Source organism: Tabrizicola flagellatus, from assembly GCF_046295235.1.
GTDB classification, from domain to species: Bacteria; Pseudomonadota; Alphaproteobacteria; order Rhodobacterales; family Rhodobacteraceae; genus Tabrizicola; species Tabrizicola flagellata_A.
Window position 1 is genome coordinate 15,562 of the sequence record NZ_JBKBLV010000037.1, and the last position, 22,796, is coordinate 38,357.

Sequence of the window (22,796 nt, forward strand, 5' to 3'; positions counted from 1 at the left end):
CACAGTCCGTATCGACACTTGTGAACCGGTGAAAACCGGGTAAATTCGTCGTCCCTTCAACGGGGGGCAGGGGGAAGTCTGATGAAGCTCTCGATCGAACGCGCCACGCTGCTGAAGGCGCTGGCGCAGGCGCAGTCGGTGGTCGAACGCCGCAACACGATCCCGATCCTGGCCAACGTGCTGATCGAGGCCGAGGGCAATCAGGTGTCCTTCCGCGCCACCGACCTCGACATCGAGGTGGTGGACCGCGCCCCCGCGATGGTCGAACGCGCCGGGGCGACGACGGTCTCTGCGGTCATGCTGCACGAGATCGTCCGCAAGCTGCCGGACGGCGCGCTGGTCAACCTGTCCGAGGATGCCGCCGCCGGGCGGCTGACCATCACGGCGGGCCGGTCCACCTTCAGCCTGGCGACCCTGCCGAAGGAGGACTTCCCGGTGATGGCCTCCAGCGAATATTCCTCGAACTTCTCCGCCAAGGCGCCGGTGCTGCGGCGGCTGTTCGACAAGGCGAAGTTCGCGATTTCCACCGAGGAGACGCGCTATTACCTGAACGGCGTCTACATGCATGTGGCGCAGGGCGAGGGCGGCAAGGTGCTGCGCTGCGTTGCCACCGACGGCCACCGGCTGGCCCGGATCGACGCGCCCTTGCCGGACGGGGCCGAGGGGATGCCGGGCGTGATCGTTCCGCGCAAGACGGTGGGCGAGTTGCGCAAGCTTCTGGAGGACGACGACGCCACCATTGCCGTCTCGGTTTCCGAAACGAAGGTTCGCTTTGCGACGCCGGCGATCACGCTGACCTCGAAGGTCATCGACGGCACCTTCCCGGATTACACCCGCGTCATCCCGACCGGCAACACCCGCAAGCTGGAAGTTGACGCCTCGGAATTCGCCAAGGCGGTGGACCGCGTGGCCACCGTGTCCTCGGAACGTTCGCGCGCGGTCAAGTTGTCGCTGGAGGAGGACCGGCTGGTTCTGTCGGTGAATTCGCCTGACAGTGGCGCCGCCGAGGAGGAACTGGCGGTGGCCTATGGCGACGACCGGCTGGAAATCGGCTTCAACGCGAAATACCTGCTGGAAATCGCCAGCCAGGTGGACCGCGAGAATGCCGTCTTCCTGTTCAACTCGGCCGCCGACCCGACCCTGATGCGCGAAGGCAATGACACTTCGGCGGTCTATGTCGTGATGCCTATGCGGGTCTGAGCCGGCCGCAAGCACCTGGTCTGAAAGGAAATCCCGGTGGGCGGTCTGGCGATCGAAACCCTCGCGCTCACGCATTTCCGCAGCCACCGGGCCACGCGGCTGGCCTTCGACGGCCGCCCCGTCGCCATTACCGGACCGAATGGCGCAGGCAAGACCAACATCCTCGAGGCGGTCTCCCTGCTCTCTCCCGGCCGCGGTCTGCGGCGCGCCGCCCCCGAGGATCTTGCCCGCAGGCCGGACGGTGTGGGCTGGAAGATCTCTGCGACGGTCAGCGGCCTCTCTGCCGCGCATGAGATCGACACCTGGGCCGAACCCGGCGAAGCGCGGCAGGTGCGGATCGACGGCAAAGCCGCGACCCAGGCAAGTCTGGGCCGCGTGTTGCGCGTGCTCTGGCTGGTCCCGGCTATGGACCGGCTCTGGATCGAAGCCGCCGAGGGCCGCAGGCGGTTTCTCGACCGGATGACCCTGTCCTTCTTTCCCGAGCATGCCGAACAGACGCTCGCATACGAAAAGGCGATGCGCGATCGCAACCGGCTGATCAAGGATGGGGTGATGGATGCCCAGTGGTATGCGGCACTCGAGGCGCAGATGGCCGAGGCGGGCGAGGCGATCACCGCCCACCGCCGCGCGGCCATCGCCCGGATCGCGCAGGCGGCAGATCCTGCCAGCGCCTTCCCATCGGCCGACCTGGCGCTGACCGGCCCCGAAGGCAGCGAGGAGCCGGCCGACCTTGCCGGCGCGCTGGCCGAAAGCCGGCGGCGCGACATCGCCGCGGGGCGCACGCTGGTGGGCCCGCACCGCGCTGACCTGCTGGCGCGCTATAGCGCCAAGGACATGCCCGCCGACCAGTGCTCGACCGGAGAGCAGAAGGCGCTGCTGATCAGCCTGATCCTGGCCAATGCCCGTGCGCTTGCGCAGGACCTTGGCCGGGCGCCGGTCCTTCTGCTCGACGAAGTCGCCGCCCATCTCGACGACCGGCGCCGCGCCGCACTCTATGACGAGATCTGCAAGCTCGACGCGCAGGCGCTGATGACCGGCACTGAGGCCGACCTGTTTGCCGCGCTGGGCGACCGGGGCCGGATGCTGAGCATCAGTGACCAGAACGGCAGTTCACGGGTGGACGCATGAGCGTCGAGACGATTGCCGAATATCAGCTCACAAATGAAGACGATCTCGCCATCGCTGCCTTGCTGAAACGCTGCTTCCGCACCGATTTCGGGGGGCGCAGCTTCTTTCAGACCCGCCACAGCTGGCGCCACCTGCGCCGTCACGGGGGGCGCATCATCGCCCATCTCGCCGTGCAACTGCGCGCGGTGCGGCTGGGCGAGGAGCTTGTCACCATCGCCGGCATCGCCGACGTGGCGACCGATCCCGCGCATCGCGGGCAGGGCCATGCGGCCGCGCTTCTGCAGGCCGCGCTGGCCACCGCACGAGGCTCGCCGGCCAGGCATGTCCTCTTGTTCGGCACGGCGAGGCTGTATCCCGCCGCCGGCTTCCGACCGGTCGGCAACCTGCTCACCTACCTCGACATGACCGGGGCGAGCACCGGCGCGCTTTTCCGCGACAAGGCCGAAGCGCACCTGCAAGTCCTTGATCTCGGGCAGGAGCCATGGGATGAGGCCCGACCGCTCGACCTTCTCGGCGGTCTGTTCTGAGGCACGCCGATGACCGTCACGCTCTGGCAACTCTGGCTTTACGCGCTGGGCATGGCCGCGCTCTGGGCAGTCCCCGGTCCGGTCTGGGTCGCACTGACCGCGCGCGCGCTGGCCTTCGGGATGGGCGGGGCCTGGCCGCTGGCCGTCGGCGTGGCACTGGGCGACCTGATCTGGCCGCTGGCCGCGATCTTCGGGTTGAGCTGGATCCTGTCGCTGTATGGCGATTTCCTTGCCGTGCTGCGCTGGGTCGCTGCGGTGGTCTTCCTGGTCATGGGCGTGCTTCTGATCCGCAAGCCCGCCGCCGCCATCGACGCCGACAGCCGACTGACCCGGCCGGGGGCCTGGGCCGGCTTTGCCGTGGGCGTGGCAGCGGTGATCGGCAACCCCAAGGCGATCCTGTTCTACATGGGGGTGCTCCCCGGCTTCTTCGACCTGTCGCGCGTGACTGCCCCCGACATCGCCGCGATCCTGCTGGTCTCGGCATTGATTCCGATGCTGGGGAACCTCGCGCTGGCCTGGTTCCTCGACCGGGCGCGGCGGCTTCTCTCCAGCCCCGAGGCGATGCGGTGGCTGAACGTCGCCTCGGGCTGTCTGCTGATCGCCGTGGGGCTGGTGATCCCCTTCACCTGACCACCAAATCTGGTGGCCAAGGGGTGACATTCCTGCACCGAACCGCTATAAATCGCGGGCAACGACAAGGGTTTCCCACGCATGGCTGACCAGCCCAAGAAGCCGGCCGAATACGGCGCCGATTCCATCAAGGTTCTCAAGGGGTTGGAGGCGGTTCGCAAGCGCCCCGGCATGTATATTGGCGACACCGACGATGGCTCGGGTCTGCACCACATGGTCTATGAGGTCGTTGACAACGGCATCGACGAGGCGCTTGCCGGACATGCCACCGAAGTCGTGGTGAAGATCCACGCTGACGACAGCGTTTCGGTGCGCGACAACGGGCGCGGCATCCCGGTAGACCTGCACCCTGAGGAAGGCGTCTCGGCGGCCGAGGTCATCATGACCCAGCTGCACGCGGGCGGGAAGTTCAACAACACGGACGAGGGCGGCAACGCCTACAAGGTCTCGGGCGGGTTGCACGGCGTGGGCGTGTCGGTGGTGAACGCGCTGTCGGAATGGCTGGAGCTGACCGTCTGGCGCAACGACACTGAATACCGCGCTCGGTTCGAGGATGGCGACTGCACCGTCCATGTCCACGAGGTCGGTCCCGCCCCCGGCAAGCGGGGGACGGAGGTGCGGTTCCTGGCCTCGGCCAAGACCAACCGGCCGGACGGGACCTTTTCCAACCTCGACTACAGCTTCAAGACGCTGGAGCACCGGCTGCGTGAACTGGCCTTCCTGAATTCCGGCGTGCGGATCGTGCTGGAGGACGAACGCCATGCCGAGCCGCAGCGGGTCGAGATGTTCTACGAAGGCGGCGTGCGCGAGTTCGTGAAATACATCGACCGCTCCAAGACCAGCGTGATGCCGGAGCCGATCTACATGGTCGGCGAAAGGAACGGCATAGGCGTCGAGGTGGCGATGTGGTGGAACGACAGCTACCACGAAACCGTATTGCCGTTCACAAACAACATCCCGCAGCGCGATGGCGGCACGCACCTGGCCGGTTTCCGGGGCGCGCTGACCCGTACGATCACCGCCTATGCCCAGTCCTCGGGCATCGCCAAGCGGGAGAAGGTCGATTTCACCGGCGACGACGCGCGTGAAGGGTTGACCTGCGTGCTGTCGGTCAAGGTGCCGGACCCCAAGTTCTCCAGCCAGACCAAGGACAAGCTGGTGTCCTCCGAGGTGCGCCCGGCGGTCGAGAACCTCGTGAACGAAAAGCTTGGCGAGTGGTTCGAGGAGAACCCCGGCCCGGCCAAGATCATCGTCGGCAAGATCATCGAGGCGGCCCTGGCGCGCGAGGCCGCCCGCAAGGCGCGCGAACTGACGCGGCGCAAGACGGCGCTGGACGTGGCCTCTCTCCCCGGCAAGCTGGCCGATTGCCAGGAACGCGACCCGTCGAAGTCCGAACTGTTCCTGGTCGAGGGTGACTCGGCCGGTGGCTCGGCCAAACAGGGCCGCTCGCGCTCCAACCAGGCCGTCCTGCCCTTGCGCGGCAAGATCCTGAACGTCGAACGCGCGCGGTTCGACCGGATGCTCTCCAGCCAGGAGATCGGGACGCTGATCACCGCCCTTGGCACCGGGATCGGGCGCGACGAGTTCGACATCGGCAAGCTGCGCTACCACAAGGTCGTCATCATGACCGACGCCGACGTGGACGGCGCGCATATCCGCACGCTTTTGCTGACCTTCTTCTTCCGCCAGATGCCCCAGCTTATCGAAGGCGGCTACCTCTACATCGCGCAGCCGCCGCTCTACAAGGTCGCGCGCGGCAAGTCCGAGGTTTACCTCAAGGACCAGTCGGCGCTCGAGGATTACCTGATCGAGATGGGGACCGAGGGCGCCGTCCTCCGCCTGACCGACGGGCAGGAGATCGCCGGCAACGACCTCGCCCGCGTCATCGAGGGCGCGCGCCAGTTCCGCCGCGTGCTGGACGCCTTCCCCACCCACTACCCGCGCCCGATCCTGGAACAGGCGGCGCTGGCCGGCGCCTTCGATCCCGGGAAGGCCGACGATGACCTCCAGGCCGTCGCCGACACCGTGGCCCGGCGCCTGAACCTGATCGCGCCCGAGTTCGAGCGCGGCTGGCAGGGCCGCATCACCCAGGACCACGGCATCCGCCTGTCGCGCATCCTGCGGGGCGTCGAGGAGTTGCGGACGCTGGACGGCGCGGTGCTGCGGTCGGGCGAGGCGCGGAAACTCAGCCAGATCGCCGGCCAGTACCGCGACATCTACCGCGACCCCTCGCGCCTGGTCCGCAAGGACCGTGAGCAGGCGATCCACGGCCCGATCGACCTGTTGAAATCAATCCTGGCCGAGGGCGAAAAGGGCCTTACCCTGCAACGCTACAAGGGCCTGGGCGAGATGAACCCCGACCAGCTGTGGGAAACGACGCTCGACCCCGAGGCGCGGACGCTGTTGCAGGTCAAGGTGGACGATCTGGCCGAGGCGGACGACATCTTCTCGAAGCTGATGGGCGACGTGGTGGAACCCCGCCGCGACTTCATCCAGCAGAACGCGCTCAGCGTCGAGAACCTGGACTTCTAAAGCCAGCCCAGCGGGTGCGCCGAAAAACCGTGGCAGGCGGACCCGTCCGGGAAGTCGATCGACCAGTTCTCGGGCGTGGTCACGTGGCCTTCGCGCACCCAGCGGCCCCAGCGCGCGGCGATGATGGCGCGGATCGCGTCGCGGCGCCCAAGCCTTTGCAACGCAAGGAAAAGATAGTGGTGCATGAAGGGACTGGCGAGCGCGGGCTGGCCCTCCACCGGGCCATCCCGCAGGTCCAGCGACCGGGCAACGATGCGGTCGGCCAGGCCTTCGGCCTCCGCCCCTTCCACCACCCCCGTCAGGATCAACAGCGCCAGACCCAGCTGACTGGCGGCCTCCCCACCGGGGCTTTCGCGCCAGCCGTCCGGCGCCCGGTGACCTTGCAAGGCCCGGGCCAGTTCGCCCGCCTCTTCGGCCCAATCGGCGGTCCGGCCGACCTGCCCGGCCATCCCCGCCGCCAGCCGCAGCGCATGCAGATAGCGCAGGTTCAGCGTAAGGTTCGGCTCCGCCCGGCTCATCGGCGACCAGTCGAGGAACAGCCGCCGCCCCGGCGGATTGCGCAGCAACCCGTCCGCGCCACGGAAGCTGGCCATCCGCTCCAGCATCCGGGTCAGGGTGCCCCAGTGCCGTTGCCAGACCGCCTCCGGCTCGGCGATCCCCGGATGCGTGGCGCAGCCTGACAGGAGTTCGACCCAGGAAAAGTTGTAGTCCGTCACCGCATAGGCCGGCACCTCGCCGGGAAGGACCGACGGCAACATCCCCTCGGCATCCGCCCCCTCCGCCGCCATGTCGATGGCGAACAGAAGCGGCCGGGGATCGTCGGAAATCCCCCGCAGCGCCCAGTCCTGCGCCACCGCATCGCCCAGCCAGAGACTGCTTTCCCGCCAGACGCCATCGACAAACCCGTCCTGCAGGCAGTTGAGCGTGGTCCGGCGACACATCTCCGCCACGCCCTGAAGTTCCGGGCCGAGTGGGGTCAGCGGGCGCTCCGCCACCGGCGTCACCGGCAGGCGCGCGTGGAATTTCGGCGCGGGCGCAACCCCGCCACCCTCCAGCGCGAAAACGAGATACCGCGCGCCGCGCGGCGTGAACCCCTCAACCACCTGCCGCCCATGGCGCAGCGTGAAGTGATCGGTAGGCCGCATCCGGCAATAGGCTCCCGGCTCCGGCAGCAGCAGTTCGCCATCGCGCAGCTTCTCGGCATAGGAGATCAGCAGCCGCTCCCCTCCCGCCGCCGTGAGTTCCACCCCGCCCAGACAGGCCCGGCTTTCCCCAAGATCGAAAACCCAGATCGCCGAAGTGCCCGCCGGCAGCAGGGCAGGGGCTGGACCGGGCACTGACGTTGAAAGAGCCTTCCGCAGGTCACTGTGGGGGTCTTCCGAAAGGGCCAGGGTCCGGCCCGCGCGCACCTGCCAAGGCTTCCCCAGCTGCAGCACATCTTCCAGCGGCAGTGCCGTCGCCCGTGGCCGTAACCGCTGCCAGACCGGCCCCTCTGCCCCCTGCACCACCCGCGCCGCCTCCCAGTCGGAAGCATCGGCCTCGACCCAGTCCGCCTCTAGCCGCAGATCCCGGTCCTCGACACCGGTCCCGTAGATCGAGACCCGCTCAACCCGGTCCGACCAAGACCTGTCTCGCCGCGCCTTCCAGTGTGGGCCCGTGGTCAGAACCGTCGTCCCGTCCACCTCCAGCCAACCCACCAGCCCGCAGGCCCCGCGATGGACATGGGCAAAGTGCGAATGTCCGGGCGAGTGGACCTGAACCGCGATGCAGTTCCTCCCCGGACGCAAAAGATTCGTGATGGAACGCTCATCGACGGCCATCGACGAGGGCCAGGATCGCTCCGGCCCACGGCCGACGAGCACGCCATTGATCCAAAGGCGATACCGACTGTCCGCCGAAAGCCACAACCGCGTGGCTGCTGGTGCCGTACCCAGAATGAAATCCGAGCGAAAATTCACATAAGCATCCCGAAGATCGAACGGATGCGCCGGACCGATCCAGAGCGCGCCCTCCGGGATCTTCACTGAAGGGTCCCGTACTGCGCCGCCAGCTTGTTCACCAGCCGGTAGGCCCTGACCAGCCGCATCGGCGGGATATCCGGCTGGATGAAATGCCCGCCGTTGAAGATGAATCCGCCCCCCGGTGCGTAGATGCCGAAGCGTTCGGTGATGTACTCGTCCAGCTCATCCCCGTCGTATTTCAACAGCCCGTCGATCACGTCCAGCGAGCCGTAAATCACGATCTTGTCGCCCCACTTCGCCTTCACTTCCCGTGGGTCAATCCCCGCGCTTTCCTGAACCGGGTGCCACGAGGTGTAGCCCATCTCGATGATGTCATCGACGACCTGAAGGATGTAGCCATCCGAATGCAGGTTGACCGGCATCCCCCTCGATCTTGCGTGCTGCACCACGCGCATCGCATAGGGCTTGATAAGCTGGCGCCAGGACTTCGGGCTGAACAGCATCGTCCCGTTGGATCCCCAGTCGTCCGAGAGGGTCATCATGTCCACCCCGGCCTCGATCATCTGGTCCACCTGGACGCACATCCAGTCGGCATAGCGGTCGAAGAAATTGGCCATCAGCTGCGGGTTGCCGCCCAGGTTCATCCAGCAGTTCTCGATGCCCAGAAAGGAAGATGTGCCCTCGACCATCCCCCAGCAATGCGCCAGCACGCAGCGCTTGCCCTTGTGGTCGCGGACCGCCGTGGCGATGTTGGTGCCGCCGAAATCGTAGTTCCAGTCCGTGAAGTTCAGCCACTTCGGGTGCTTCGGGTCCTCCAGCGGGACATCGGCGAGTTCATGGATGTCGAACTTGCGGCCGTGCTGGTTCGGGAAGGGCATGAGGCCGACGAAGACATCGATCCCGAACTCCTCGATGAACTTCTCGCGCGGGCCGTATTCGGCCTCCAGCCGCTCCAGGAACTGCTTCTGGTACAGCCAGCAATCGATGGGCGTGCGGTCCACCGGCTGGTGGTTGATCGTCGCCATCACGCGTTCATATCCGTTCATTCGTATTCCTCCAGAAGCAGCATCCGACGCCAGTCCTCCAGCCCCACCCCTGCGACGAATTCGGAATGGAACCCCTCCCAATGCACCTGCTCCCATTGCGGAACGATGCTCCGGATCTCGGCCGGGCACTTGCGGATCAGCTCGGCATAGGCCGATTCCAGCAGCCGGTAGCCCGAGGTTGCCGAGACCTTGTAACGCGGATGCGGCGCGATCAGCCCGTCCTCGACCATCGCTGCGTCCAGCACGTCCGACATCTGGTGCAAGAGCTCCAGCTTGCGCTCCCACGGCGTCGAAAGCCTAGGTGCTTCCTCGACAATCGCCGCCAGCCGGGCGCCCATCCGGGGCAGGCGGTGGAACATCACGGTCAGCCACTTGTCGTAAGGGTAGTATTGCCGGTCCAGGAGGAACGCCATCTGCACCCCCCAGCGCAGACTGCGAGCAAAGGTCGTGCTGGCGTAAAGCTCGTTGTTCCGCAACAGCGCCCGCTTCAGCGCATAGACCCCCATGCCGCTGAAATAGCGGCACCAATGCGCGAGCCGCCGCAGCCGGACCTCCTCGGGATAATGGGCCGCCAGGGCTTCGCGCACGGCGGAAAAGCGCCCCGAAGGGTCATGCCAGACCTCTCCGGCAATGACATGCATTATGTCTTCCTCGGGGATCGCCAGCCATTGTGAATGACTGTTTGGTGGCGCGTCCAACCCGATGGTGGACCGCAGGTGATGTTCCAGCGACCCGAGGGCAACGCCCTTCGTCCGCGTATACCCCTCGCGCAACTCGCGCCCGCGCCAGACCTGCGGCAGGCCCTCGGCCAGCGCATCCTCGATCGCCGCCCCCCGGGTGGACATCAAACCTTCGGGCAAGAGCACGTTCACCCGGAGCCCGAAGTGGTGGTCCGTCGAATATTCGTCGTCCAGCCGCAGGACCTCGGAGCCGTAGCCGAAGACACCAGCCGCCATCTGCGCCGTTTCCTCTGGGAAGCGCGCGGCGAGGAACGGCTGCACCACCTCGTCCCAGAAGGCATGGCTTTCGTCGATGATCGAGTGCTGTGTCATCTGCCCGGCCTCCCCTCCGGCACGATGTCAGACGATGCCGCCGCCGGCCCCCTTGACCTCTGGCCGCTCCCTCGCCACCCGGTCGCGGTAGCCGCTGGCGCGGTAGGCGGCGATGGGGTCGTAAGCCCCGCCGGCCCTCATCCGCGCCTCGGCCAGGATCGGCGAGACATCGGTCAGGAAGCCGGCCTTCAGCGTCCGGTGCGCGGCCATCACGTCGTTGGCTTCCTGCGCCTCGGCCAGCGTCTTGCGGTCCACCAGCGACGCCTGGATGTAGGCCCGCGCGATCTCGATGGCCGAAGCCATCAGGCTTTCGATCGGGTCGGTCACGTTGTGGCTCTGGTCGATCATGTAGCTGGGCGCAAAGCCCTTGGCCCCGCGCAGTTCGGCCTCGACCAGTTCGTTGAAGACCAGGAAGAGGCGGAACGGATCGACGGAGCCGCTGTCCAGATCGTCGTCGCCATACTTCGAGTCGTTGAAGTGGAACCCCGCCAGCCGCCCGACATGCACCAGCCGCGCCACGATCTGCTCGATGTTCACATTGGGCGCGTGGTGGCCGAGGTCCACCAGACACTTCGCCTGCGGCCCCAGATGTTGTGCCGCCATCAGCGAAGACCCCCAATCGCTGATGACCGTCGAATAGAAGGCCGGCTCATACATCTTGTGTTCAATGAACATGGCCATCGAGGGCGGCAGCGCCGCATAGACCTCTTCCATCGCCGACTGGTAGTTCTCGAACATCTTCGATAGGCTCTGCTGCCCGGCAAAGTTCGTCCCGTCCCCGATCCAGACCGTCAGGGCGGGGGAGCCCAGGGCCTTGCCGATCTCGATGCATTCGATGTTGTGCGCCACCGCCTGTGCACGAATATCCGAACGGGCGTTCGCCAACGAGCCATACCGATACGAAAGCCGCTGATCCGCTTGGTCCTGGAAGGTGTTGGAGTTCACCGCATCGAACCCCAGCCCATACTGCGCCGCCTCCTGCCGCAGCGCGTTGTAGTCGCTGACCTTGTCCCAGGGGATATGCGGCGACACCGTCCGTGTCCCCCGCGTCAGCTGCTGGATCACGCCGCAATCGGCCAGTTTGTCGTGGATGTTGCGCGGCTCTCCCTTCCCGGGAAACCGCGCGAACCGCGTGCCGCCGGTCCCCACGCCCCAGGACGGCACCGCCACCGACCAGTCCATCGCGCGCTTCACCAGCGCCTCTATGTCAACGCCGCGCCGGGAAAGCTTCCGCCCAAGCGCACCGAACTCGTCCTCATGCGCCGCGCGCGCCGCTTCGTTCAGCGATCCGACCAGATCCTCGGAAATCAGCATCCACACCCCCTAGCGCGAGAAGGACACGGCATTGCCCGCGTCCACGTTCAGGAAATTGCCCGTCGATTTCGCCGAAAGGTCCGAGGCGAAGAAATAGACCCCCTCCGCGATGTCCTCGGGAAAGACCGACCGCTGCAACAGGCTGCGCTTGCGGTAATGTTCCTCCAGCTCGGACACGGCGATCTTGTTCGACGCCGCGCGCTGTTCGGACCATTCACCCTTCCAGATCTTCGAGCCCCGCAGCACGGCGTCCGGGTTCACCACGTTGACGCGGATGCCCATGGGCGCGCCCTCCAGCGCCATGCAGCGGGCAAGGTGGATCTCCGCCGCCTTCGCCGTGCAATAGGCGCTGGCCCCGGGCGAGGCCGCCACCCCGTTCTTCGACGAGACGAACACCATCGACCCGCCGAGTCCCTGGGCTTTCAGAACACGATAGCCCTCGCGCCCTACCAGGAAATAGCCGGTGGAAAGGATGTCCATGGTGCGGTTCCACATCGCCAGCGTCGTATCCTCGACCGCCGCCGCCGAGGTGATCCCGGCGTTGTTCACCACCACGTCCAGTCCGCCGTATTCGCCGACCGTATAGTCCACCGCCGCGATCACCGCCGCCTCGGAGGTCACGTCCATCACCACGCCGCGCACCATGTCGCGGCCGTAGCGTTGGGCGAACCCGGCCACGACCTGATCCAGCGCTGTCTGGTCGATGTCGGCCAACACCACGTTGCAGCCCTCGCGCAAGAGCCGTTCGGCGCTCGCCGACCCGATCCCGCCCGCGCCGCCGGTGATGAAGGCCACCCGGCCCGCCATCGGCTTGGGCTTCGGCATCCGCTGGAGCTTCGCCTCTTCCAGAAGCCAGTATTCGATGTCAAAGGCCTCCTGCTCCGGCAGGCCCTGATAGCTTGAGACTCCCGAGGCCCCCCGCATCACGTTGATCGCGTTGACGTAGAACTCGGCCGAGACGCGGGCGGTCGCCTTGTCCTTGGCGAAGGAGATCATCCCCACGCCCGGGACCAGGTAGATCACCGCATTCGGGTCGCGCATCGCCGGGGAATTGGGGCGCTTGCAGCGGTCGTAATAGGCCGCGTAGTCCGCGCGATAGCCGGCGATCAGCGTGTCCAGCGCGGTGGCATCGGCATCGGCAGGAACGACCAAAGGCTTGATCTTCGTCCGCAGGAAGTGGTCCGGGCAGGATGTCCCCATCGGCGCCAGGTCGGAAAGCGAACGGGAGTTCACGAACTCCAGGACTTCCGGCGAATCGGTGAAATGCCCCACCATATGCGCCCCGCCGGAAATCCGCCCCCGGATCAGCGGCATCAGGCGGCGGGCCGTGGCTTTCCGCTCCGAAGCCTCCAGCGAAGCCACCTTCTCCCCGCCGAACACGGGCCTCTTGACGTTCGCGTCCAGCCAGACAGCCGCACGATTTATCATCTCCAAAGTCAGCAGGTAGCAGTCTTTCGCCGTGTCCGCCCAGGTGAACAGCCCGTGCTGGCCCAGCACCACGCCCTTCAGCTTCGGGTTTTCCTCGGCCATCCGGCCCAGCTTGATCCCCAGATCGATCCCGGGGCGTTGCCAGGGCAGATAGCCCAGCTCCCCGCCGAAGATCTCCTCCGTCAGCCGCACCTGATCGGCGCTGGCGGCAATCGCGATCACCGCGTCGGAATGGACATGGTCCACATGCGCGTAAGGCACGAAGCCATGCAGCCAGGTGTCGATCGACGGCGCGCGCGGGTTCAGGTTGAAGATCGTATGCCCCAGCGCCTCGACCATCGCGTCTTCCTGGTCCAGTCCGCGATACTGCGCCCGCAGCTGCATCAGTTTCGACATGTAGAGCGTGGCGAAGCCATCCAGCTTCATCGACCCGATGTCCCCGCCGGACCCCTTGACCCACAGCACCTGCACATCCTCGCCCGAGAGCGGGTCCTTGTGCTTCACCTTGGCCGAGGTGTTCCCCCCGCCGAAGTTGGTGATTCTCAGGTCCGACCCCAGCAGGTTTGACCGATAGAGAAGCTTTCCCGGCTCGTCCAAACTGGCGGCATAAGCATCGTCCCACAGGGACTTGAGCGTGATTTCCTGGGTCATCGGTCCGGACTTTGGCTGAAAGGGTTGCCGATCAGGATAGGGGCGAAACGCTCACAGTCAATCACGAAACGCCATACTGCATCGCAGAGAATCTTCCGCAATGCAGCATTGCGATTGTTTGTTGACGGATATGAGCGATTCTGACAGCCTTTCCAACCATGATGCACGAACGCGAAAGATGGCAGCTGATCCTGACCCGCCTGCGGGAGAGGGGGATCGTTCGCGTGGCCGACCTGGTGGGCGTCACCGGCGCCTCGGTCGCCACCCTGCGGCGCGACCTCGCAAAACTCGAGGACTCGGGCCAGCTGCGCCGCGTCCACGGCGGCGCGGAATCCGTGGCATCGGGCCAGACCCCGCTCACCGCCCCGTCCTTCGATTCCAGCCAGACGCTGAACGCCGACCTCAAGCGCGCGGTCGCCTGCGGGGCGGCCAAGCTTTGCCAGGACGGCGACTCGATCATCCTGAACGCGGGGTCCACCACCTGGTTCATGGCGCAATGCCTGCGCCAGCACCGGATGCAGGTGCTGACCAATTCCTTCCCCATCGCGCAGGAACTGATCGCCCATTCCGCGAACCGCGTCGTCCTGCCGGGGGGCGAGATCTACCGCGAGGCCGGGATCATCCTCTCCCCCTTCGACGAGGACGCGATCCAGCATTTCGCGGCCTCGAAGATGTTCATGTCCTGCTATTCGATCACGTCCCTTGGCGTCATCGAAAGCGATCCTCTGGTAGCCCGGGCCGAGGCAAAGCTTCTGTCCCGCACCGAGAACCTGATTGTCGTCGCCGATTCGACCAAGTTCGAGGCGCGCGGCAACATAGTGGTCTGCCCGCTGACCCGCGTCTCGACGCTGGTCACCGATACCGGCGCGCCACCCCACATGGTCGATCACCTGCGGCAACTGGGTGTCGAGGTGGTCCTGATCGACCCGAAAGAAGCGAAGGTCCTGACCGCGGCCTGAGGAGGGCACGGCGGGAAAACATAAACGGGAGGAAGAAAGATGATGATGAAACTGACCGGCCTTGCGTTCGCTGCGGGCCTTGCGACGCTGATGGGCTCGACCGCGATGGCCGAACCCGTCACCGCCACCCCGGGCCAGCAGGTCAATGCGGTGCTGCTGCCGAAATTCCTCGGCATCCTGCCCTTCGACCAGGCCAACCGCGGCGCGCAGGAGGCGGCGGCCGAGCTTGGCTCGACCGGCAAGCTGGAATTCATCGGCCCGACGCCCGAGAACTCGGCAGCTGGTCAGATCGAGATGCTGACCAACGCCACGACGCAGAAGCAGAACGTGGTCATGCTGTCGAACAACGCGGGCGACCAGATCGCCCCGGCGGCGGAGGCCGCGCAGGCCGCCGGCACCAAGGTCGTGACCTGGGACAGCCCGATCCCCTCGGGCAAGGGCGAAAGCTTCTTCGTGGCCCAGGTCGATTTCGGCTCGATCGGCACCGTCATGGCCGACATGGCCTATGACCTGGCGGGTGGGGCGGGCGAATTCGCGGTGCTCTCGGCCAGCCCGGATGCGGCGAACCAGAACGCCTGGATCGACATGATGAAAGAGGCGCTGAAGGGCGACAAGTACAAGGACCTGAAGCTGGTCGATGTCGTCTACGGCAACGACCAGTCCGAGGAATCCTACAACAAGGCGCTGGGCCTCGTGGACAAGTATCCCGACCTCAAGGTCATCATGGCGCCCACCACCGTCGGCATCGTGGCCGCGTCGAAGGCAATGCAGGACGAGGGCCTGTGCGAGAAGGTCAAGGTCTCGGGCCTCGGCCTGCCGGCGGAAATGGTCAGCTACACGATGAACGGCTGCGCGCCCCAGTTCGCGCTGTGGAGCTTCGTCGACCTCGGCTACCTGACCTACCACGCCTCCTATGCGCTGGCGACGGGCGCCATCAAGGGCGAGGTCGGCGAGGAATTCACCGCCGGCCGCATGGGCACCTTCAAGATCGAGGAAGACCCCGGCCGTCCGGGCGCCAAGCGCGTGCTGATGGGGCCATTCACCGTCTACACCAAGGACAACGTCGAAGCCGCCGCGAACTGATCGCACGGCTTGACGCAAAGCGCCTCCCTCCCCCCTCCGTGGGGGAGGGATGGGGTGGGGGGCTCCCACCCGACCTTTAACCCCTGTCCCACTGGAACTCCCCATGACCCAGCCGGTCCTGGAACTCATCGGCCTGTCCAAGTCCTTCGCGGCCACCCAGGCGCTGAAGGACATGAGCCTGACCATCCTCCCCGGCGAGGTCCACGCCATCGTCGGCGAGAACGGCGCGGGGAAATCCACGCTCATCAAGATCATGACCGGGGTCCACCAGCCCGACACCGGCACGATCCGCGTCGAGGGCCAGCCCGTCACCCTGTGCTCGACGCAAGGCGCGCAAGAGGCCGGGATCGCCGCGATCTACCAGGAGCCGATGGTCTTCCCCGACCTCAACGTCGCCGAGAACATCTTCATCTCGAACCGCGCCAAGGGCCGCATCATGCGCTGGTCCGAGCTCTATGCCGAGGCCGAGTCCCTCATCGCCCCCCTCGGCGTCAAACTCGACGTCCGCCGCGCCGCCTCGGGTCTCACGCTCGCCGAACAGCAGACCGTTGAAATCGCCCGGGCCCTGTCGCTCAAGGTCAAGGTCCTGATCATGGACGAACCGACCGCCAGCCTTTCAGCCCACGAGGTCGCCCGCCTCCTCGACATCGCCCGCGCGCTCAAGGCGCAGGGCGTCGCCGTCATCTACATCTCGCACCGCCTGGACGAGATCTTCCGCATCGCCGACCGCGTCACGGTGATCCGCGACGGCCAGCACATCAGCACGAAACCCATCGCCGAGGTCACCGAAGACGGCCTGGTGAAAGACATGGTCGGCCGCGCGCTCGAAAGCTTCGCGGTGAAGACCGCCGCCAACCCGCATGGCGAGACGCTCCTCTCGGTGAAGAACCTCACCTGCGCCGGCGTCTTCCAGAACATCACCTTCGACCTCCACAAGGGCGAGGTCCTCTGCCTCGCCGGCCTCGTCGGCGCCCGCCGGACCGATGTCGCGCTCAGCCTCTTCGGCATCGCCCCGGCGACCGACGGCTCCATCACCCTCGCAGGCCAACAGGTCCGCATCACCACCCCGCAACAGGCAATGGACCTCGGGATCGCCTACGTCTCCGAAGACCGCCGCAAGCTCGGCCTCGCCATGCCCTTGCCGATCTTCGCCAACATCTCGCTCGCCAGCCTGAAGAAACTCCTCAAACCCTTCGGCCTCATCGACCGCCGGGCGGAATCCGCCATGGCCGAGGCCTACCGCAAGCGCCTCGCCATCCGCTCGCCCGACAGCCTGATCGAGGTCGGCAAACTGTCGGGCGGCAACCAGCAGAAGGTGATGCTGGCCAAGTGGCTGGAAACGAAACCCCGCGTCCTCATCTTCGACGAACCCACCCGCGGCATCGACGTCGGCGCCAAGGCCGAGGTCCACGCCATCATCCGCCAACTGGCCTCGGAAGGCGTCGCGATCCTCGTCATCTCCTCCGACCTGCCCGAGGTCCTGGCCCTTGCCGACCGCGTCCTCGTCATGCGCGAGGGTCGCCAGGTCGGCATCCTGCCCATCGAACAGGCCACACAAGAGCGCGTCATCGCGCTCGGCGCCGGCCAGGCCACCTCCGAAAGACCCGCCGCATGACCGCGCGCCGCACCCAAACCTTTTCATCTGTCCCCAAATATCCCCTGCGGAGCACGCCCGAGCCGGTTACGCGGCCCTTGCGCCGCGCAGAGGTGAGACAAAAGGCTTGCGCGTCAGCGCACAATTCGAAACCCGCCCCCACCCAGGGGGACACCGCATGAGAATTTTCACCCGCGCCTCGCCGCAGACCCTGCGCCTCCTGGCCCTTGGCCTCGCGCTCCTTGCCACGATCCTGTTCTTCGCCACCCAGATCGAGGGCTACCTCTCCCCCCGGATGTTCAACCGGATCTCGACCTCCGCCGCCGTGGTGCTGCCGGTCGCGGTGGGTCAGGCCATCGTCATCATGACCCGCAACATCGACCTCTCGGCAGGCTCGATCCTCGGCGTCGTGGCCTACATGGCGGGCCAGCTTCTGAACACGATGCCCGACCTCCACCCCATTCTCGCCGTCCTCTTCTGCATGGCCCTCGGCGCGGGCTTCGGGGCGCTGAACGGCATCATCATCGCCTTCGGCCGCGTGCCCGCGATCATCGTCACCCTCGGCACACTGGCCCTCTTCCGCAGCTTCCTCGTCGAATGGTCCGACGCCAAGACCATCACCACCGCGAGCCTCCCGCAATGGCTGGTGGACCTGCCCTCGGCCAACGCCTTCTCCCTTGGCGGCCTCGACATCCGCGTCACTGTCGTCCTGGCCCTCGCCGCCGTCCTTGTCACCGGCCTTGCCCTGACCTTCTGGCGCCCCGCGCGTCGCTTCTACGCCGTCGGCTCCAATCCCGACGCCGCCGTGATGGCCGGGATCAACGCCCCCCGCGTCGTCTTCACCGCCTTCATCCTCAGCGGAGCCTTCGCCGGCCTCTCGGGCTTCCTGTTCCTCGCCAAGTTCGGCAACATCACCGTCGTCGCGGGCATGGGCTACGAGTTGAAGTCCATCGCCGCCGTCGTAGTGGGTGGCGTCTCGATCATGGGCGGATCCGGCTCGATGATCGGCGTGCTGATGGGCGCGCTCCTCGTCGACACCATCGACAACTCGCTGACCCGCTGGGCCGTCGTCTCCGAATTCTGGCGCGACGCGCTGCTCGGGGGGCTCATCATGGCCGCCGTCACCGTGGACACGCTGGCCAGCCGCCAGCTGGCCCGGCTGCGGAAAGGGGGCGCCGGATGACCCGTTTCCTCACCCCGTGGGAGACCGGCCTCCTCGCCGTCTTCCTTGTCACCCTCGCGCTCAACGCCAGCTTCGCGCCTGAATTCCTGACGGTGCAGAACCAGATCAACCTGTTCCAGCTGCATATCGAAAAGATCATCGTCGCGCTGGTGATGACCCTCGTCATTGTCAACGCCGAGATCGACCTCTCCGTCGCCTCGATCATGGGCCTTTCCGCCGCACTCTTCGGCTACCTCGTCAACGCAGGCACCCCGGCCGGCCTCGCCATCCTCATCTGCCTTGCCGCGGGCCTCGTCGCCGGGGCGGTGAACGCCGTCCTCATCGCCCGCGTCGGCATCCCCTCGCTGGTCGTCACGCTGGCCATGCTGATCGGCTTCCGCGGCCTGGCGCGCGTGCTGGTCAAGGATACCTCGCTCGGCAATTTCCCCAGCTGGTTCACCGACCTTGGGCAAAAAGGCCTGATCGGCCCGATCCCGCTGTCGATCCTCCTGTTCTTCGCGCTCCTGATCCTCCTCGGCATGACGCTGCACCGCTCCGGCTTCGGGCGGCAGGTCATCGTCATCGGCACCAATGCCGAGGTCGCCCGCTTCTCCGGCCTGAACGTCGCGAGGGTGAAGACCGTGCTTTTCCTCCTCTCCGCGCTCATCTCCGCCCTCTGCGGCCTGCTTTACGCCGCCCGCCTCGGCTCGGTCCGCGGCGACACCGCGCTGGGGTTCGAGCTGGACATCATCACCATGGTCCTCCTCGGCGGCGTAAGCATCTTCGGCGGCAAAGGCAGCATGGTGGGCGTGTTCCTCTCCATCCTCATCATCCTCAACCTCAGGAACGGCATGGGTCTGATGAACCTGACCGGCCATATCCAGACCGGCGTGATCGGCGTCCTCCTGATCGCCTCGGTCCTGTTGCCGAACCTCCTGGCCGACTTGCGCGCCCGCAAGAGAAAGGACGCCTGATGCAACGCCACGCCTTCAAGATGCGCCTCAACCGGGGGATGGAGGCCGAATACATCCGCCGCCACGACGAGATCTGGCCCGAGCTGGTGCAGCTTCTGAAGGACACTGGCATCTCGAACTACTCGATCCACCTCGACAGGGAAACGAATACACTCTTCGGCTACCTCGAACGCCGGGACGACCATACAATGGACGACCTGCCCAACCACCCGGTGATGCGGAAATGGTGGGCCTGGATGGGCGACATCATGGCCACCAATCCCGACGGCTCCCCGGTTGCGATCCCGCTGGTAGAGACCTTCTACATGGCCTGACCGCTCCTCGATGACTTCGTCACTCGTCGCTCGCGACGAGAAGCCGAAGGCGCACGAGGAGCTTTCACTGGCCAACAGCCTCCCGCCACGCAGACACATACCCGGTCCAAAGCGCCTCCCGTTCGGGCTGAACCTCCACCACCGGCGCCGTCTTCACCGCCAACGGCCCCGCCAGCAGCGCCGCCCCCAACCCCGTCCCGGCGCCCTGGCCCGAGCCCTTCACGACCCGCCCCGTCGCCGTCGCCAGCATCCGCAGGAAGGGCAGGTTCCCACCGAAGGCCCCCTCCACGATCACCGGCCCCTCGGCTCCCACCAGGTCCAGACACTCCGCCCCCATCAGCGCCGCATAGAACGACGCCGCCGCCATCCGCGCGCCGCCCTCGGGCTCGCCCCCGATCCAGCCGAACCGCTTGCCCGGGAACGGCCCCGTGTCGGGATGCAGGGACGGCAACGCCATCACCCGTCCTTCCAGCACCGCGCGCAGATCCTCCGGCGAAGGCTCCAAGATCCGCCCGCCCATGATCTCCTCCATCTCGCGGCCGCCCATGAATCGCGCGGTCGGCACCGGCTCTCCCCGCGCATTCACGTTCACCAGCACGTCGCGCGCGGCATCCAGTTCCACCGCCCGCCCCCCCAAGGCCATCACGATCATCCAGGTCCCGGTGGACAGGACCCCGCAGGGCGCCTTGCCCAGATGCGGCACCAGCGAGGCGTTGGAATCATGGATCCCGCAGAGGACCGGCGTCCCCGGGGCCAAGCCCGTCGCCGCGGCCACCGACGGCAGCACCGGCCCCAGCACCTCCGCCGCCTTCCGCACCGGGGGGAATACCCGTTGCCATCCCATCCGCGACACCAGCGAGGAGAACCGACCCTCCCAGGGATTCCACAGGTCGGTGTGACAGCCCAGCGAGGTCGCCTCGCTGGCCGCCACCCCGGACAGCCGGAACGCCCAGTATTGCGGCAGGGTCAGCACATGGCGCACCCGCGCGAACTCTGCCGGGAAGGCCCGCGACAGCCAGAACACCTGCGCGCCCAGGTTCAGGCCGACCGGCAGGCGCGGAGACCCCGTCTCGGCAAACCCCGGCCGCACCGCATCGTATTCGGCGGCCAGACGATCCGGCCCGTCATGCTCGTAATCCAGCATCGGCAGCGCCAGCCCGCCGTCCCCGTCCACCAGGACGCAGGCCGCCCCATGCGTGGTCATGGACACCGCATCCACCCCGCGCCCTGCCGCCGCCCGCAGACCGGACAGCACGAAACCCCACAGCATCTCCAGGTCGTGATGCGGATAGGGCCCGTTCCGCACCACCGCGTTCGGCGTGCGCGCCAGCACCTCCTCGGCCCCTGTGGCCAGGTCCACGACCAGCACCTTGGCATTGGTCTTGCCGATGTCCAGAACCGCGATCCGCCGCATGTCCCCGCTCTCCTCCAAGGCCGCGAGGATCAGCCTATCCGGCTGATTTCAAACAGGGAAGCGCAAGGATGGTGACCCCGGCAGGACTTGAACCTGCAACCTTCCCCTTAGGAGGGGGACGCTCTATCCGTTGAGCTACGAGGCCGCCGCACCCCTCATGCGACGAAACGGGCAGCATTTCAACCGGACAAAAGAAAAGGGGAGGCAAGTTTTGGCCCACTACCTCCCCCCTGGTCCGACGCATCCGAAGTGAGAGCTTGCAGGGACGCGCAGGATATGACCAGCCAAAACGGCTGTTAGCGGTAACACTAGCAGACGATTGCGCCTTGGACAAGCCCCGGCTTTGGCGCTAACTAGGGACATGCCCAGTGCCGGATCCCTGCCTTGACCAAGCCCGCCCCCGACCCGCGCCATACCCTGACCCTTCGCGACGTGTCCGAGGCCTCGGGCGTTTCCGAGATGACGGTCAGCCGGGTGTTGCGCAACCGGGGCGACGTGTCGGGTCCGACGCGGGAAAAGGTGCTCGAGGCCGCCCGGGCGCTCGGCTACGTCCCGAACAAGATCGCGGGTGCGCTGGCCAGCCAGCGGGTGAACCTGGTGGGCGTGGTGATCCCTTCGCTGTCGAACATGGTCTTCCCCGAGGTGATGACCGGAATCTCCGAGACGCTGGAAGGCACCGGCCTGCAACCGGTGGTCGGCGTGACCAACTACCTGCCCGACCGGGAAGAGAAGGTCATCTACGAGATGCTCAGCTGGCGGCCCTCGGGGATGATCGTCGCGGGGCTGGAACACACCGCCGCCTCGCGCGCGATGCTGGCCCGGGCCGGCATCCCCATCGTCGAGATCATGGACATCGACGGCGACCCGATCGATCATGCCGTCGGCATCTCGCACCGTCGCGCCGGGCGCCAGATGGCCGAGGCGATCATCGCCGCCGGCTATCGCCGGATCGCCTTCCTCGGCACCAGGATGCCGAACGACTTCCGCGCCCAGAAGCGGCTGGAAGGTTTTGAAGAGGCTCTGGGCAAGGCCGGGCTGACGCTGGTGGACCGGGAATACTATTCCGGCGGATCGGCGCTCCTGAAGGGGCGCGAGATGACGGCCGCCGTCCTGAACCGGACGCCGGATGTGGATTTCCTGTATTATTCCAACGACATGATCGGGGCAGGGGGGCTGCTCTACTGTCTCGACAAGGGGCTGGACGTGCCCGGCCGCATCGGTCTGGCGGGGTTCAACGGGGTGGAACTGCTTGATGGCCTGCCGCGCAAGCTGGCCACGATGGACGCCTGCCGGCTGGAAATCGGGCGCAAGGCGGCCGAGATCATTGCCGGGACCGCCACCCCGGGCGAGAAGATCGAGCTGTTCCCGACCCTGCAACCCGGCGACACGATCCGGCGCTGAGCGATGCCCGGCGCCGAAAGGGGGGGCTGACCCGATGCAGTTGCCGCCCGACCTGCTGGCCGACCTCCTTGCCGCCCTGCCGCTTGCCGACCCGATCGAGGTGGCGGATGTCGGCGCCTCGGCCCTGCCGACGAGCGAGGCGCCGCCCTATGCGCCGCTTCTGGACCATGGCCTCGCCCGGCTGACCGGGTTCGAGCCGAACCCCGGGGAACTGGCGAAACTGCCCGCCGACCCGCGCCGCCGTTACCTGCCGCATGCGGTCGGCGACGGCGGCCCCGCGATGCTGCACCTGACCCGGCATCCGGGTTTCACCTCGACGCTTGCCCCCGATCCCGCGATCACGGCCCACATCCATTCCTTCGCCGCGCTGACCGAGGTCACCGCCCGCCAGCCGGTCCGGACCGTCCGGCTGGACGATCTGGCCGA

General features: G+C 66.6%; 18 protein-coding genes, 1 tRNA gene and 1 pseudogene. 13 read left to right on the top strand and 7 right to left on the bottom strand.

Features of this window, described 5'->3' with window-relative positions; genetic code table 11:
- Nucleotides 1-81: 81 nt before the first annotated feature.
- From dnaN to gyrB, 5 genes are all read left to right on the top strand, one after another.
- Nucleotides 82-1,200: a DNA polymerase III subunit beta gene (gene dnaN / locus ACK4IU_RS14925; protein WP_409736604.1), complete on the top strand. Its 1,119-nt coding sequence runs from the start codon at nt 82-84 to the stop codon at nt 1,198-1,200.
- Between the two features lie 36 nt (nt 1,201-1,236).
- The gene (gene recF / locus ACK4IU_RS14930; RefSeq protein ID WP_409736606.1) at nt 1,237-2,328 is read left to right on the top strand and encodes a DNA replication/repair protein RecF; all 1,092 of its coding nucleotides are present in this window, start codon (nt 1,237-1,239) and stop codon (nt 2,326-2,328) included.
- Entirely contained in the window at nt 2,325-2,855 is a 531-nt protein-coding gene (locus ACK4IU_RS14935; RefSeq protein ID WP_409736608.1) for a GNAT family N-acetyltransferase, read from the top strand. Before recF ends, ACK4IU_RS14935 begins: the two co-directional genes overlap by 4 nt.
- 9 nt (nt 2,856-2,864) lie before the next feature.
- Complete coding sequence (locus ACK4IU_RS14940; RefSeq protein ID WP_409736610.1) at nt 2,865-3,485, top strand: LysE family translocator; 621 nt, start codon at nt 2,865-2,867, stop codon at nt 3,483-3,485.
- 81 nt (nt 3,486-3,566) lie between these two features.
- Nucleotides 3,567-6,017 (top strand): DNA topoisomerase (ATP-hydrolyzing) subunit B, encoded by a 2,451-nt coding sequence (gene gyrB / locus ACK4IU_RS14945; RefSeq protein ID WP_409736612.1) that lies wholly within the window; start codon nt 3,567-3,569, stop codon nt 6,015-6,017.
- On the opposite strand, the gene ACK4IU_RS14950 is transcribed toward gyrB, so the two are convergent.
- Genes ACK4IU_RS14950 through ACK4IU_RS14970 form a run of 5 tightly spaced genes read right to left on the bottom strand, consistent with a single transcriptional unit; the run spans nt 6,014 to nt 13,469 of the window.
- A complete protein-coding gene (locus tag ACK4IU_RS14950) occupies nt 6,014-8,041 on the bottom strand; it encodes a hypothetical protein (protein ID WP_409736614.1) in 2,028 nt (675 codons plus the stop codon). The two genes, gyrB and ACK4IU_RS14950, sit on opposite strands and share 4 nt — an antisense overlap.
- The gene (locus ACK4IU_RS14955; protein WP_409736616.1) at nt 8,038-9,024 is read right to left on the bottom strand and encodes a uroporphyrinogen decarboxylase family protein; all 987 of its coding nucleotides are present in this window, start codon (nt 9,022-9,024) and stop codon (nt 8,038-8,040) included. Before ACK4IU_RS14955 ends, ACK4IU_RS14950 begins: the two co-directional genes overlap by 4 nt.
- The gene (locus ACK4IU_RS14960; RefSeq protein WP_409736618.1) at nt 9,021-10,076 is read right to left on the bottom strand and encodes a DUF4037 domain-containing protein; all 1,056 of its coding nucleotides are present in this window, start codon (nt 10,074-10,076) and stop codon (nt 9,021-9,023) included. Before ACK4IU_RS14960 ends, ACK4IU_RS14955 begins: the two co-directional genes overlap by 4 nt.
- A 27-nt stretch (nt 10,077-10,103) precedes the next feature.
- Entirely contained in the window at nt 10,104-11,390 is a 1,287-nt protein-coding gene (gene rhaI, locus ACK4IU_RS14965) for an L-rhamnose catabolism isomerase (protein WP_409736620.1), read from the bottom strand.
- 9 nt (nt 11,391-11,399) lie between these two features.
- Nucleotides 11,400-13,469, bottom strand: a complete 2,070-nt coding sequence (locus ACK4IU_RS14970; RefSeq protein WP_409736622.1) for a bifunctional rhamnulose-1-phosphate aldolase/short-chain dehydrogenase — start codon at nt 13,467-13,469, stop codon at nt 11,400-11,402.
- Nucleotides 13,470-13,627: 158 nt separating this feature from the next.
- Between ACK4IU_RS14970 and ACK4IU_RS14975 the strand changes: the two genes are divergently transcribed.
- The 6 genes from ACK4IU_RS14975 (at nt 13,628) to rhaM (ending at nt 19,555) form a co-directional block, all read left to right on the top strand.
- Nucleotides 13,628-14,428, top strand: coding sequence for a DeoR/GlpR family DNA-binding transcription regulator (locus ACK4IU_RS14975; protein WP_409736624.1), 801 nt, complete (start codon nt 13,628-13,630; stop codon nt 14,426-14,428).
- Between the two features lie 39 nt (nt 14,429-14,467).
- Entirely contained in the window at nt 14,468-15,511 is a 1,044-nt protein-coding gene (locus ACK4IU_RS14980) for a rhamnose ABC transporter substrate-binding protein (RefSeq protein ID WP_409736626.1), read from the top strand.
- Nucleotides 15,512-15,614: 103 nt separating this feature from the next.
- Nucleotides 15,615-17,126: a sugar ABC transporter ATP-binding protein gene (locus tag ACK4IU_RS14985; RefSeq protein ID WP_409736628.1), complete on the top strand. Its 1,512-nt coding sequence runs from the start codon at nt 15,615-15,617 to the stop codon at nt 17,124-17,126.
- 157 nt (nt 17,127-17,283) lie between these two features.
- Nucleotides 17,284-18,288, top strand: coding sequence for an ABC transporter permease (locus ACK4IU_RS14990; protein ID WP_409736630.1), 1,005 nt, complete (start codon nt 17,284-17,286; stop codon nt 18,286-18,288).
- A complete protein-coding gene (locus ACK4IU_RS14995) occupies nt 18,285-19,241 on the top strand; it encodes an ABC transporter permease (RefSeq protein ID WP_409736632.1) in 957 nt (318 codons plus the stop codon). Before ACK4IU_RS14990 ends, ACK4IU_RS14995 begins: the two co-directional genes overlap by 4 nt.
- Nucleotides 19,241-19,555 (top strand): L-rhamnose mutarotase, encoded by a 315-nt coding sequence (gene rhaM / locus ACK4IU_RS15000; RefSeq protein WP_409736634.1) that lies wholly within the window; start codon nt 19,241-19,243, stop codon nt 19,553-19,555. The genes ACK4IU_RS14995 and rhaM overlap by 1 nt, the downstream gene beginning before the upstream one ends.
- 64 nt (nt 19,556-19,619) lie before the next feature.
- Here the strand turns inward: rhaM and ACK4IU_RS15005 are convergent, their stop codons facing one another.
- Both ACK4IU_RS15005 and ACK4IU_RS15010 read right to left on the bottom strand, forming a co-directional pair.
- Nucleotides 19,620-20,969, bottom strand: coding sequence for an FGGY-family carbohydrate kinase (locus ACK4IU_RS15005; protein ID WP_409736636.1), 1,350 nt, complete (start codon nt 20,967-20,969; stop codon nt 19,620-19,622).
- A 69-nt stretch (nt 20,970-21,038) separates the two neighbouring features.
- Nucleotides 21,039-21,114: transfer RNA gene (locus ACK4IU_RS15010), tRNA-Arg, on the bottom strand.
- Between the two features lie 239 nt (nt 21,115-21,353).
- Between ACK4IU_RS15010 and ACK4IU_RS15015 the strand changes: the two genes are divergently transcribed.
- Both ACK4IU_RS15015 and ACK4IU_RS15020 read left to right on the top strand, forming a co-directional pair.
- On the top strand, nt 21,354-22,370 hold the full coding sequence (locus ACK4IU_RS15015; protein ID WP_409736638.1) for a LacI family DNA-binding transcriptional regulator: 1,017 nt from the start codon (nt 21,354-21,356) through the stop codon (nt 22,368-22,370).
- A gap of 34 nt (nt 22,371-22,404) precedes the next feature.
- Nucleotides 22,405-22,796, top strand: a pseudogene (locus ACK4IU_RS15020) (hypothetical protein); the annotation flags it as partial.